This is a genomic window from Campylobacter sp. RM12651 (assembly GCF_022369475.1).
Taxonomy (GTDB): Bacteria; Campylobacterota; Campylobacteria; order Campylobacterales; family Campylobacteraceae; genus Campylobacter_E.
Window position 1 is genome coordinate 1661991 of sequence record NZ_CP059600.1, and the last position, 13785, is coordinate 1675775.

At 26.8% G+C, this 13785-nt stretch carries 15 protein-coding genes and 1 pseudogene; 5 read left to right on the forward strand and 11 right to left on the reverse strand.

Annotation, left to right across the window (positions count from 1 at the left end; genetic code table 11):
- The first annotated feature begins 164 nt into the window (after positions 1-164).
- The 3 genes from AVBRAN_RS08190 to AVBRAN_RS08200 are packed head-to-tail and all read left to right on the forward strand — an operon-like array spanning position 165 to position 2269.
- Positions 165-1226, forward strand: a complete 1062-nt coding sequence (locus AVBRAN_RS08190; protein WP_214118716.1) for an SPFH domain-containing protein — start codon at positions 165-167, stop codon at positions 1224-1226.
- Entirely contained in the window at positions 1226-1741 is a 516-nt protein-coding gene (locus AVBRAN_RS08195; RefSeq protein WP_214120301.1) for a DUF2393 family protein, read from the forward strand. Before AVBRAN_RS08190 ends, AVBRAN_RS08195 begins: the two co-directional genes overlap by 1 nt.
- A 9-nt stretch (positions 1742-1750) precedes the next feature.
- A complete protein-coding gene (locus AVBRAN_RS08200) occupies positions 1751-2269 on the forward strand; it encodes a DUF2393 family protein (RefSeq protein ID WP_214118712.1) in 519 nt (172 codons plus the stop codon).
- 748 nt (positions 2270-3017) lie between these two features.
- Here AVBRAN_RS08200 and AVBRAN_RS08205 read toward each other — a convergent pair.
- The 7 genes and pseudogenes from AVBRAN_RS08205 to AVBRAN_RS08235 all read right to left on the reverse strand — a co-directional run bounded on the left by AVBRAN_RS08205 (position 3018) and on the right by AVBRAN_RS08235 (position 7659).
- Positions 3018-3173 carry a hypothetical protein gene (locus tag AVBRAN_RS08205; protein ID WP_214150243.1) on the reverse strand — a complete coding sequence of 52 codons (156 nt, stop codon included), beginning with the start codon at positions 3171-3173 and terminating at the stop codon, positions 3018-3020.
- A 420-nt stretch (positions 3174-3593) separates the two neighbouring features.
- Positions 3594-4163, reverse strand: a complete 570-nt coding sequence (locus AVBRAN_RS08210) for a hypothetical protein (RefSeq protein WP_239803012.1) — start codon at positions 4161-4163, stop codon at positions 3594-3596.
- 250 nt (positions 4164-4413) lie between these two features.
- Positions 4414-4647 (reverse strand): 4-oxalocrotonate tautomerase family protein, encoded by a 234-nt coding sequence (locus AVBRAN_RS08215; RefSeq protein ID WP_214118708.1) that lies wholly within the window; start codon positions 4645-4647, stop codon positions 4414-4416.
- Entirely contained in the window at positions 4648-5841 is a 1194-nt protein-coding gene (gene aroC / locus AVBRAN_RS08220; RefSeq protein ID WP_214118706.1) for a chorismate synthase, read from the reverse strand.
- Entirely contained in the window at positions 5834-6502 is a 669-nt protein-coding gene (gene rnc / locus AVBRAN_RS08225; protein WP_239803733.1) for a ribonuclease III, read from the reverse strand. Before rnc ends, aroC begins: the two co-directional genes overlap by 8 nt.
- 66 nt (positions 6503-6568) lie before the next feature.
- A pseudogene (gene rnhA, locus AVBRAN_RS08230) lies at positions 6569-6958 on the reverse strand (ribonuclease HI); the annotation flags it as partial.
- Positions 6955-7659, reverse strand: coding sequence for a hypothetical protein (locus AVBRAN_RS08235; RefSeq protein WP_239803013.1), 705 nt, complete (start codon positions 7657-7659; stop codon positions 6955-6957). The gene AVBRAN_RS08235 and the pseudogene rnhA, both read right to left, overlap by 4 nt.
- 46 nt (positions 7660-7705) lie before the next feature.
- Between AVBRAN_RS08235 and dnaG the strand changes: the two genes are divergently transcribed.
- The gene (dnaG, locus tag AVBRAN_RS08240; protein ID WP_239803014.1) at positions 7706-9433 is read left to right on the forward strand and encodes a DNA primase; all 1728 of its coding nucleotides are present in this window, start codon (positions 7706-7708) and stop codon (positions 9431-9433) included.
- Positions 9434-10405, forward strand: a complete 972-nt coding sequence (locus AVBRAN_RS08245) for an argininosuccinate synthase domain-containing protein (RefSeq protein WP_214118699.1) — start codon at positions 9434-9436, stop codon at positions 10403-10405.
- A 107-nt stretch (positions 10406-10512) separates the two neighbouring features.
- Here AVBRAN_RS08245 and AVBRAN_RS08250 read toward each other — a convergent pair whose 3' ends face one another.
- From AVBRAN_RS08250 to AVBRAN_RS08265, 4 genes are all read right to left on the reverse strand, one after another.
- A complete protein-coding gene (locus tag AVBRAN_RS08250) occupies positions 10513-11490 on the reverse strand; it encodes a hypothetical protein (protein ID WP_214118697.1) in 978 nt (325 codons plus the stop codon).
- Positions 11491-11504: 14 nt separating this feature from the next.
- Positions 11505-12446 (reverse strand): hypothetical protein, encoded by a 942-nt coding sequence (locus AVBRAN_RS08255; RefSeq protein ID WP_239803015.1) that lies wholly within the window; start codon positions 12444-12446, stop codon positions 11505-11507.
- 57 nt (positions 12447-12503) lie between these two features.
- Entirely contained in the window at positions 12504-12695 is a 192-nt protein-coding gene (locus AVBRAN_RS08260) for a hypothetical protein (RefSeq protein ID WP_239803016.1), read from the reverse strand.
- 123 nt (positions 12696-12818) lie between these two features.
- Complete coding sequence (locus AVBRAN_RS08265; RefSeq protein WP_239803017.1) at positions 12819-13784, reverse strand: hypothetical protein; 966 nt, start codon at positions 13782-13784, stop codon at positions 12819-12821.
- Between the last annotated feature and the right edge of the window lies 1 nt (position 13785).

Here is a 13785-nt window from a genome sequence, read left to right on the forward strand (position 1 = left end):
GCGAATTATCGCTCTAAACTTTATAATATATAGAATCTAAAATAAGAATTTGATTTTAACTTTTAATTTTATTAACAATAAGACTATCTTTTATAAAATCTTTTTTCTAATTATAAACTTATACAATGTAAAATGCTTTCTTTATCAATTAACAAGGAGTATAAATGCCAGCAGATTTGAATGATTATTTCAATAAAAACAAAAAAAATGACAATAAAAAAACAGATTTTAATATTGATTTTAATTTTAAAGGTTTTGGTAAATTTAACGGAGTAATAATTGCAGCTGTTGTTATATTTTTAATAGTAGTAATAGCTAAGCCATTTGTAGTTGTAAATTCAGGACAAGTAGGTATTAGATCAACTACTGGTAAGTATGATCCGATAGCTCTTCAACCTGGTTTTCACTTTATAATCCCGTATTTTCAAAAAGTTTTAATTGTAGATACTAAAGTAAGACAAATAAATTATGCTAGCGTTGAAGGTGCTAGTGAAAGAACTTATGGTAGAGAAAGCATAATCAATAAAGAATCAATCACGGTTGTTGATGCTAGAAACTTGCCTGTATCAGTAGATATAACAGTGCAATATCGCTTAGATGCAAGCAATGCACCTCAAACCATAGCTCAATGGGGACTTGATTGGGAAAATAAAATTATAGACCCTGTTATTTTAGAAGTTGTAAGAAGTGTAGTTGGAAAATATACAGCTGAAGAATTACCTATAAAGCGTAATGAAATCGCTGCTTCAATTGAACTTGAATCAAGAAAAAGCATAGACGCTCAAGATAATAAACCTGTATTACTTGAGAGTGTAAAACTTCGTGGAATAATACTGCCAACGAATGTTAAAGAGCAAATTGAAAAAGTTCAAATAGCTAAACAAGAAGCAGAGAGAACAAAATACGAAGTTGAACGCGCAAATCAAGAAGCACTTAAAAAAGCTGCACTTGCAGAAGGTATAGCAAAGGCTGCGATTATTGAAGCACAAGGTAAAGCAGATGCACAAAAAATAGAAGCAGACGCACAAGCTTATGCGAATAGAGAAATCGCAAAAAGTATAAGTAAAGAATTATTAGAATTAAAGCAAATTGAAACCCAAAAAGAATTTAACGAAGCTTTAAAGGTTAATAATGATGCTAAGATTTTCTTAACACCTGGCGGAGCTGTGCCTAATATTTGGCTAGATAATGCAAGCACAAAAAAGACAACCAGCCTTAATAATTAATGCAAAAATTATTAGATACTATTCATTTTTATCTAGCGAATTTCTATGCCCAAGATTTAATTCTTCTTGGGCTTTGTTTTTTATTTTTTATAGTGATTTTAATTCTTGCGATTTTTTTAAGAAAATTTCCAACTTTCTCAATATTTTTAATCATAGTAGGTATTGTTTTAGAATTTGTATTGTTTTTTATTGGAGAAAACTATATAAATGCTACATATCGTCCAGCAGAACTTGAAATAATCAAAAATGATAAATTAATTTTCAGCGATAATATATATTTAGATTTTAAATTGCATAACAAATCTCAAAGAGATTTTAAAATATGCAAAATTAAATTCAATATAAAAAAAATCAGCAAAAATAACTTAGAACTAATCAAAAATACCTTAAAACCATTAAAAACAACAGAAATTATTTTAAAAGATATTCCAAAAAATTCATACGAAAAATCTTATTTATTAATACCTAGTAATGTTAAAAAATATACAATTGATACTTTAATTACTTGTTTTTAGGAGATATTTATGTATTTATCACAATTTCATATCTTTGTAATATTTGCAGCTTTTGTAGTTTATATATTTTCACAATTTTTAATTATTTATTTTTTTAAAGAAAAAAACAAACTTTATACCTTTTCTTTTACACTCATAATTTTTGTATTGATTTTTGGATATTCAACTCTTCTTACCATAGATAGCTTTTTAAAAAGTGTAGAATTAAGAAATCAAAAAGACTATAAATCAGCAAATGAAGTAGTAATTAGTGGTCAAATATATAATAATGGAAAAGTTCCTGTAAAAACCTGTGAATTAAATATAGGAATAATAAACCTTGGTATCAAAAAAGTAGATGGAAGTATATTTGATTTAAGCAAAGGCTTTGACCCATTAAAACTTAATAAAATTCGCAATTTTTACTCTCACGATTTTAAAATAGAAGGGATTATCAATGAAAACGCATCAAAAAGCTTTAAAGTAAGTGTCCCTTATCCAAAACATTTTGAAGATTATAAATTAAGATATATTTTAAATTGCAAGTAATTTCTTGTGATTTAATATTCTTTTATTATCTTAACTAGCGTTAATAATACTTGCCGCGAATATAAAATAAATATTTTTGATTCTAAATTTAAAAAATCAAATATTAGATTTAAATTCTTTTAAAATATTTGTGAAATTAAATAAATAATTTATATTTTTTAACTTGTGAATTTATTAATTTTTAGCTTTTTTTGTTTTATCAAATAACTAATTTTATAAGCAATCCCCTAAATCGGGGCAATGTTCTCTAACCAAAAGAAAATCAACTATCTAAAAATAATAAAATTAAGTTTCAATCCCCTAAAGCGGGGCAATGTTCTCTAACACTACAAGAGTGTGATATGAATTACTTAGCATTCTGTTTCAATCCCCTAAAGCGGGGCAATGTTCTCTAACAGAAGACGAAGAAGATTTAGATTTAACACAATTAGATTCAATCCCCTAAATCGGGGCAATGTTCTCTAACATACGCTTGGTTGTATTTTACTTGGCGTGGTTGAGTTTCAATCCCCTAAAGCGAGGCAATGTTCTCTAACAAAAAATCAAAAACAGCAGAGAATGTGGCTAAATAGTTTCAATCCCCTAAAACGGGGCAATGTTCTCTAACAAAACGCACTAGAAAACGAGCTAAAAACAAGTGCAAGGTTTCAATCCCCTAAAACGGGGCAATGTTCTCTAACCCTTAATTTTCCCATACTTTGTAAAAGAACTAAAATAAAAAATCATTATAAATATCCTTAATTAATGCCTAATTATCAGCAAATAATTTTAATACAATAAATTTTTTAGAAAATGCCAAGCAAAAGTTAAATTTCACTACTAAAACGCCTATTTCATCATAAAAATTTTTAATTTGCTTAGCATTTTCTGATTTTAAGAAATTTTTAAAGTCTAAAAAGCCCATAATTAGGGCTTTTAAATCTTAAACAAAAATTAATTTTAGAAAATGCCAAGCAAAAATTCACAAAAACCCATAAAATTAAAATATTTAAGCTAATTTTAAGCATAAAACTAGGTAAATGCGAGATGGTAAAATGGGGTTTAGCATACTAAATTAAATTCTTTTAAAATTTCAATAGGATTAATTAATTTAAATTAATAATGCAATGAATAAATTAAGTTAAAAGATAAAATTCTAATTTTAAATTTCATAGTATTTTAAAAAGCCTATAAATTATTATTCAAAAAAATATATAAATTATAATGCTAAAAATCAAGTAATAAAATAGAAATTTTATGAGTTTTAATGACAAAATATGATATTTCGGCAAGAATTTAATTAAAAATTTTAGTTTTTAAAATCCTAATTAAAATTCTTATAATTTTATAAATTATATCTATATTTGCAGCCAAAAAAATCAAAACAAGGCTCTTCATCAATAGCTCTATTGGTATTGCCACAATTGTCTATTTCTATGCTAGATTTTAATTGATGAGTTATGTTAGCACTATCTGTTCTGGTATATAAAAACTCTAAATATCCATTATTTATCTTAAATCCTTCATTAAAAAATACAATATCAAAACTATAAGGAGTAGATAAAAATAATGGTTTTTTTAATAGTTTTGGTAAGTTTGCTAAATAATTTTTAGTGTTTATTTTGTGTTGTTGTAATTTTTCTAAATCAAATAATTTTAAATCATTAAATTCCTTAACCTCATCAAGGGTATAAAAATAAACTCTGTCTTTTTCATACTTATTAGCTATATTTTTATAATAAACTATAGTTTTATCTAAAAAATCATTAGTAGCTATTCTTAAAAGCTCGTCTTTACTTAAAATCTTATTTTCTTTTACACAATATCCTTGCAAGTCTTTTTCATAATTGCTTTTAAAAACATAACTAAAATTATTAAAACTAGAATAATCAACCACAGGTCTAATAAAAAACATTTCAAAACTAATAATTATTAGGCTAATGGTTAAAAAAGTTTTGAATTTTAGTTTTTTTATTTTTTTTGATAAATAATAAAAATAAGATTGTAAAAATCGCTAAAGATATTAAAGGAAAAGTAGCATAAAGAATTTTAAAGGCTTTCCATATAAAATAAAAAAACCCATAAATTACTGAAAGAAAAATTGCAATAGCAAATAATATAATTAATAAAATTTCCATAATTACTCCCTTAAATTAGGGAGCTTTTTATCTATCATCGTCAAGTTTAAAATTATTAACAAAATCAGCATTATTAATAGTTTCAACACTTCTTCCGCCAAAACCTATATGAGATTGCGGAATTTCTTCTAGCATTACCACTATTCTCTCACGCTTTTTGCCTAATTTTGTTTCAAAATAATTTGTTAAATCACTTATTATTTCTTCGCATTTTTCTTTATTTGGCATTGGTGCTGCTAATTTTACATTAATTATTGGCATTTATTCTCCTTTGTAGATTTTTTTAAGATTGCTTATTTTAGCAGATGAATTTAACATTAAAAAATCAGCTATTATAAAACTTAGCATAGCTTTTAAGACAACAGCTCCACGAACACCTACGCAAGGATCGTGCCTTCCATAAATTGCATCTTTTATTAGACTAAAGTCTTTATTTAACATAGTTTGTTCTTTAAAAATTGATGGAGTTGGCTTAAAATGAGCTTTAATATAAATACTCTCTCCTGTGCTAATCCCACCGATAATTCCACCACTAAAATTATGTCTAGTATGTAAAAATAAAGGTTTATTAATATTAGTTTTTGCTACTTTAAATGACTTAAAATTAGGGCTTTGTTTTAAAATAGAGCTATTTTGATTTTGCATTAATTCATCATTGCTAACACCTAAAATCTCATCATTTGCAAAAGAGCCATTCATTGAGCTAAGCTTTCTTCCTGCTCCAATTTCAACGCACTTTACAGCATTTAATCCCATAAACGCACTAGCAATTCTAGCATCTAATTTATCATAAAGCCCATCTCCAAGCCCTGCCATTACACCAAATGCTGCTACGCTAACACTTGCACCTACGCTATCATTATTATTTTTTGCCTTTGTGATTTCATCTTTAAATAATTCTTTAAATAAATCATCACCTAAAGCATTAAAATCTTTTTCTAAAGCCCTTTTATACTCTTCTTCGCTGAATTTAAACTCATCTAAACTAACACCACCTACCCCACAAATACTAGCATAAGTTCTAATGTTAAATTCTTTTAATATTAAATCAGCAAAAGCACCTGCAATAACCCTTGCTACACTTTCTCTAGCACTACTTCTACCACCGCCACGATAATCAAAATGCTCGTATTTTGCATAATATGTAAAATCAGCGTGTGCAGGGCGTAAATGCTCTTTATAATCTTTACTTCTTGTATTATTATTTTCTACTAACACACAAATTGGAGCACCTGTGCTAATATCATTAAATACTCCACTAATAATATTAACTTCATCAGCTTCTTTTCTAGGAGTGCTAAATGCTCCACCACCCTGTCTTAATTTAAGCAAGGAATTTATATAATCAGTATCAATTCTAACCCCTGCAGGATAGTTATCAATAACCACTCCAATTGCTTTTCCGTGACTTTCTCCAAAAGTGCTAAATTTTAAAAATGTTCCAAAACTATTCATCTTCTAACTTCTCTAACGCTAATTTAGCAGCACTTTGCTCTGCTTCTTTTTTGCTATTACCAATTGCTTTTGTAAATAATTCATCATTTAAAAAAAGCCCTATTTCAAATTCTTTTTTATGATCAGGCCCTTTTGTGTGTAAAATCCTATATTCAGGAGTTTGAGCCATTATTGCTTGGGTTTTTTCTTGTAATTTTGTTTTATAGTCTTTAATTAATTCTATATCAATCTTAGGAAAAACTTCATTTAATATCTTAGAGCCAACAGCACAAGCAATCTCATATCCACTTTCTAAATAAATTGCACCTATTATTGCTTCGTAAGCATCTGATAATAAGCTTGGTTTTTTTCTTCCGCCGTTATTTTCTTCAGATACTGATAATTGCAAAAACTCTCCAATTTCAAGATAACTAGCAATTTTTGCAAAAGACTTTTCATTCACTAAAGCTGCTCTTAATTTGCTTAAATCCCCTTCACTATAACGAGAAAAATCCTTGTATAAAATATTTGCTACTATCAAATCAAGCACCGCATCACCTAAAAACTCAAGCCTTTCATTATGAGTTTTGCTAAAACTTTTATGAGTTAAAGCCTGATTTAATAGGGTTTCGTTTTTAAATTTATATCCTAGTTTTTCTTCAATTTTATGATATTTTGAAATTCTTTTTTCTAGCACTACATTAGCATTTATAGTGTTATTTTCATACTCAAGTGCCATACTTCTAGCTAGTTCATCACACATTTCATTGTATTTATCACCATTATGAGCTTTAACCCAAATTGCATTAATATCGTGGATTTTGCTAACTTCTAAATAACTCTTCCATAATTCAACATTTTTTTTGCCTTTAAAATCAGTCTTAACCCAACCACTAAGCCATTCATTAATACCCTTAACTACATATTGACTATCGCTATATAAATCAATCTTGCAAGGTTCTTTTAAGCTTTTTAAAGCGTTAATACAGGCACTTAATTCCATAATATTATTGGTTGTAAGCTTATCTCCGCCACTATCTTTAATGATTAAATCATTATCTATAATAATCCAAGCCCAACCCCCTGCTCCAGGATTTTTAAGGCAACTCCCATCAGTATAAATCGTTAATTTTTTCATATCCTTATCCTTAAATTAGCTTGCATTGTATCACACTTAAAACACTGCGAACAAAACGGAGTGTAAAAAATAGATTGTGAAGAGCAATTTTTACATAAATAAAATTGACTGATATTATTTGGATTTATTGCTTCATCATCAATTTTAATTTCTTTAAAACTTTTAGTATTAAAGCTTTTATAATTATTTATAAATTCTAAATCTTTTTCATAATCTCCTAAAACGCACAAACATTTATAAACTTCTTTGCATTCATTGATTTCATTTAATTTAAAATGAATATATCCAAGGCATAGTAGTGCTAATTCATCTCTAGCACGAGATTTTAAAATCTTTAATAAATTTTGTTTAGCATCGTTTAATAATCCAAGTCTTAAATCACAAACAGATAATAAGTATAATAAATCTTTATCATTTGCAAATTCATTTAATAAATTAATCAAAACATATTTGCACTCTAAAAACATTGAAGCTTTAAAAAATCCATTAGCTAAATTAAGCCTTTCATCAAAACTTAAACTACTTAAATACTTAGGCTCAATTGCATTAAAATTAGCAAGATATTTTTTAATATTTTTATTAGTTTGATTTTCTTTTAAACTTGCAAAAATTATTTGAGCTAAAGCAATAATTAAAACAAGGCTAATTAAAACTAAAATTCCAAAAATAGGATTTCTATAATAGCTAAGTATTAAATCCACTAATATCCTTTAAATAAAATTAATTAATTATACATATAATACTTTTATGATTACAAACGAGAGCATTCAAAGATTAAAAGATAGCATTAACATTGTTGATTTGATTTCAAACTACATTCCCGTGCATAAAAATGGTGCGAATTATATGTGCGTATGTCCGTTTCACGCTGATAAAAATCCTAGTATGGCTGTTCGTGAAAATGAAGGATATTTTCACTGCTTTGGGTGTGGAGCGAATGGTGATGCTATTAGCTTTATGCAAAAATATCATAATTTAGAATTTATAGAAGCAGTAAAAGAATTAGCAAATATTTATGGCTTTATTTTAGAAGATGATAAAAAAACAAAAATTATTCAAAACAACGACGCTTGTAAAATACTCAACGAATATTATATAAGTGAATTAAATATCCGTGGGAATTTGATTGCCTATCTTGAAAAGCGAAAAATCACAAGGGATTTAAGAATTAAGTTTAATCTTGGCTACGCACCAAGTGCAAATGATACTTTAAGGATTTTGCAAAAATCAAATATAGCTTTAGAACAAGCATTAATAGAAGGGGTAGTTAAAAAAAATGATAATGGAATTTATCCATCTTTTATAGAAAGAATTACTTTTCCAATCTACGATAATACAGGTTATTTAGTAGGTTTTGGAGGACGCACATTAAATCCACAAAATCCTGCAAAATATGTAAATTCTCCCGCTTCAAAACTATTTGATAAAAGTAGTATATTTTACGCTTATCATCTAGCAAAAAATGATATTAATAAACACAAAAGAATGATAATTTGCGAAGGCTATATGGATACAATAAGTCTTCATAAAGCAGGACTTACATATTCAGTAGCAGTGCTAGGAACTGCACTAACAGAGCAGCATTTAAAATTAATTAAAAAAGATTGTTTTGTATCTTTATGCTTTGATAAAGATGCAGCGGGAAATGCAGCTGCTTTTAAAGCAGGAGTTTTATTGAGTAAATTTGGCTACAACGCCGAAGTAATAAGGCTAAAAACATATAAAGACCCAGGCGAATACATTGAAAATAATGAAGAATTAAAGCTAAAAACCGAACTAAATAATACTATTAATATAATTAGTTTTTGTATTGAATATATATTTAAAAAAGAATTGAATTTAGATTATATAGACAAATTAAGCATAAGCAAAATTGAACCATTTTTAATCAAACAAGCATATTCAGCCGTGCTAAATTACACCAATACTATTGATAAATTTTTAGCCAATACTCATCTTAAAATATTTTGCGAAAATTATGGGCTTGATTTTGATTTATTAAACGGAATAAAAGCAAAAGTAATAGATAAAAAACCACAAGCTAAACAAACTCAAAGCAATTCTTTAGAAGATGCGATAATTTATTTTTTAGCTATTTCAAAAGCTAATTTTAATATTCTTATTTTAAGAGAATATTTTCATAATAATTTAATTGATGATGTATTAAATAAAAACTACGCAAATGCTAATATGCTAGAGTTTTTAAACAATATTCACCCTACTAAAAAAGTAGATAATATCTTAGTATTTTTTAATAATTTAGCCAATTATTACGCAAGTTGTAATATCCTAAACGCCTTGCTTTTTAAAAATTACGCTAAAGAATTAATAAAAAATCATAAATTAATTCATAGTAATGATGGTTTAAAAAAGGCTTATCATTGCCTAGTAGAACTAATAGCAAATCATAATAAGCAATTAAGCGATGATGAAAGAGCAAGGCTTAAAGATAATATAAGAAAATTAGGAGAATAAATGAAAGCATTAGCTTTATTTAGTGGTGGTCTTGATAGTATGTTATCAATCACTACCATTGCAAAGCAAGGAATAGAAGTTGAAGCTATTCACATTGATACAGGGTTTGGCGGAAAGAATTTCGCCCTTTTAGAGCGTCGTGCAAATATGGCTGGAGCTAGTTTTAGGGTTGTTGATATTAGTAGTAAATACTTGCAAGATGTATTGTTAAATCCAAAATATGGCTATGGAAAAGCTATTAATCCTTGCATTGATTGTCATGGGTATATGTTTAAAACTGCTCTTAGTATGTGTGATGATTTAGGTGCTTCTTTTGTAATTAGTGGAGAAGTGCTAGGTCAGCGTCCAATGAGCCAAAGAGCACAAGCATTAAATAGTGTTGCAAAACTTAGCGAAGATTTAAATAATATCATTTTACGCCCACTTAGTGCAAAATTACTAGCACCTACTATGCCTGAACTTAAAGGCTGGGTTGATAGAGAAAAATTATTTGATTTTAGTGGTAGGGGTAGAACTAGACAAATGGAACTTGCAAAAGTTTATGGTTATAGCGATTATGAAAGCCCTGCTGGTGGGTGTTTGCTAACCTTACAAGCATATAAAAACAAAATCCAAGATTATCTAAAATACAAAACGCTAGATAGTAAAAACGCTGAATTGTTAAGATATGGAAGACATTTAAGACTGCCAAATGGTGCTAAAATGATAATTTCAAGAAATGAAGAAGAAGGTCTAAAAATCTTAAAATTATTAGATAATGAAGAGATAAAAATGAGCGAAATTAGAACTGATTTAATAGGTGCTATTTCTTTACTTGACAATGACGCTAGTTTAGAAGATATTAAACTTGCTTGTTCTTTAGCACTTGCATATGCAAAAAATCCTACTAATAAAGATTGTGAATTTATGCAAAATAATTATTTTGCTAATGCACTTAGCAAAGATGATGCTCAAAAATACTTTATAGTTTGATGAAATTCTTATTTGAAATTCTAGAATTTAAAATAAGAATTTCAAATTCTAAGATTTTATATAAGTATCAAAATAACTTAATTTTAAACATAAATAAAATCATAAAACTAGACTTTTATATCTAAGATTTTGTTATTTACTAAATCTTCTACCACACTAATACTCAAATCAATTTCTACACTATTTGCAATCGCATTTGCACTTTTGCCTAATTTTTCTAAGATTTTATTATCATCACTTGTAAGTGAATTTAAGCCTTGTTGTTTGATTTTTTGAGTTATTTGCATAAGTTTTGCTAAAAGCTCGGCTTGTTCTAATTCTTTTTCTTTTTGCTTGTTTTTGATTTCTTCGGTACTTTGACCTTCTTTTGCAAAATAAGCAATTGACCTTTGAAATTCATTTTGATAGCGTTTTATATCTGTATTTTTCTCTTTTAATTCACTTTTATAATCTTGTTCTTCGCTAATATTTTCAAAATTAATCTCAGCAAAACTCAAAACCCCATCAAAATCCCTATCACTAGATATTACACTATCTAAATACTCGCTAATACTTGTGCCAATTTCTAAAGTTAATTTATCATATGTTTTAGTATTTATAAATCTTTCATCACTTAATTTATTTACTACATAAATATATCCATTAAACTCGCCATAAACCCCAACTTCAAGCCTTGCATTACTTAATTCATCATTATTTATCCTACCATCTTGATTGCTATCAGCTTTTGCAAGTCCTAAATCATAAGCAATTGTTTTAAACCAGCTTGAGACAAAATTAGCAGCATTACCATTTAAAATAAGCTTATCATCACTTAAGATAAAATCAGCTTTATCAAAATGAGCCATTAATTTTTCAATAGTATTTTTACTAAGATTAACTCCTTGAGTATTATTATCAAAACTAAAAACAACATTTATATTGTCTTTATCACTTGTTTTTAAAGCATAATTTTGATTTGTTATATCATCTTTTATAGCATTAATTTGCTCTTGATTTAAATTGTGAAAATTACTCAAATTCGCCTTATGATAGCTAGTATCAAATACTTTTGAAATATCAACATCAAAACCACTAATTCTCATAAAATCTCCTAATATCAAACCTTAATATCAATTAATTTTGTATCGCTTAAATCTTTTTTAAATTCTTTCGTAAAATCTATAAAATCTCCTAGCTTATCACTACTTATTAAATCTTTTAATTTATCTTCGCTTATTTTTAATTCATTACTTATGTTTTGGATATTAAATTTTTGTAATATTTCTTTTTCGTTATTATCTAAAGATTGTGATTTTTTAAGTTTTTCAATTATATTATTAATTTTAATTTGTTCTTTTACTCTTTTAATTTCTTCTTCTGCCATATCAACATTAGCTTGTTTATGGAGTGGAATACTTGTAAAAGGTTGATTATCTAAAAATACTCCGTATTCATAAACAATATCTTTAAAATCATATTTTTCAGCAATTGTTATATAACCATCAAGATTTTTATCCATACTAATAGTTTTATCAAGTACTTTGCTAATACTGCTTACATTATCTTTATTGATAGCAAAAATACTTGGAATATAACTTGCAACTTTAGTAGCTTGTCCTGAACCATCTTTAGTTGGCTCTATATATAAAGCAAATGCATAGATAGTATAATCAATTTCTTTTTTATCTACTTCTCCATCGTTATTTCTATCGGCTGCTAAAAAATTACTCTTATACGCTACATCGCTAAACCACCCAGCTACAAAACTTGCTGCATCTTTATCTAAAATAATGCCTTTGCTAGTATCAATGAAATTATCTTCATTAAAAAATTCTTTTAATCTATTAATATTCTTGTCGCTAAGTTTTACTCCGATATTATCTTTATCAAGTCTAAAAAACACATTGTAATCTTGCTCTTTATTTGTCTTAATCTCAAAATTATTTTTATTTATATTATCTTTTAAATTGCTAATATCTTTAGTATTTAATTCTTTAGTTTTAACATTATCAGCCCAAGACATTGCTATATTTTTTACTTGCGAGATATCTATTTTCATAAGTTTTCCTTAATACTTTTACTAAAGTAATTTAGTAAAAGTATATTAATTTATATTTTAATATCTTGGTAATCTAGGTGGTTTCCAGCCTTCTTTTTGTGGCATTACTCTATCTCTTGCTGAAGAATTAAAAGCTGAACCCCAAGCACCTGACCAAGTAAGAAAGCTATAACCATTTGTATAACTATACCAAGAATACGCACTTACATTCGTAATAAAAGCTAAAATAGCTAAAACTGCTTTTTTCATTGAAAATCTACTTTCATTAATGATTTGAATTATTATAATTTGATTTTAATTAATACTATTATTATTTTATTTAATGTTTTGATATATTGTAACTTTTAGTAATAATTAATTAAAAATAAAAAATTACACCTTAATATCAATTAATTTTGTATCGCTTAAATCTTTTTTAAATTCTTTCGTAAAATCTATAAAATCTCCTAGCTTATCATTACTAATTAAATCTTTTAATTTATCTTCGCTTATTTTTAATTCATTACTTATGTTTTGGATATTAAATTTTTGTAATATTTCTTTTTCGTTATTATCTAAAGATTGTGATTTTTTAAGTTTTGCAATTATATTATTAAGTTTAATTTGTTCTTTTAATCTCTTAAGCTCTTCTTCTGCTATATTAAATTTAATTTTTTTATGTGGAATACTCATAAAAGAGTGATTTTCATCATCATATACAATCCCAAACTCATTTATATAATCTTTATCTTCCACATTCCAATATTCACCCGCTGTAACTTTACCATCTAAGTCTTTGTCCATATCAATTATAATATCTAATGCCTCACTTAAATCAGACTTACCTTCAATACTATGAGCTATTCTATTTGAATCATAAGTTTCATCTATATTTGTTGCCTTTAGGAAATATTCTTTATTTTCATCTTGTAATAATTCATAATTTACATTAACTAAGTCAAACAAATTCCAAGCTTCTAAAGCCGTAATTTCTCCATCATTGTCTTTATCGGCTGCAAGATAATTTCTTGTATATGCCGTATCAGCAAACCAACCCACTACATAAGACGCTGCGTCTTTATCTAAAATAATTCCTTTATTAGTATTAATAAAATTGTCTTCATCAAAAAAGTCTTTTAATCTATTAATATTATTTTCACTAAGCTTTACTCCGATATTATCTTTATCAAGTCTAAAAAATACATTGTAATCTTGCTCTTTATTTGTCTTAAAGCTAAAAGAATTTGAATTAATACTTGCATTTAATTTATTTATATCAAGAGTGTTTAATTCTTTAATTTTTATATCACTTTTCCTAGCAATAGCAGTATTTTTTACTTGCGAGATATCTATTTTCATA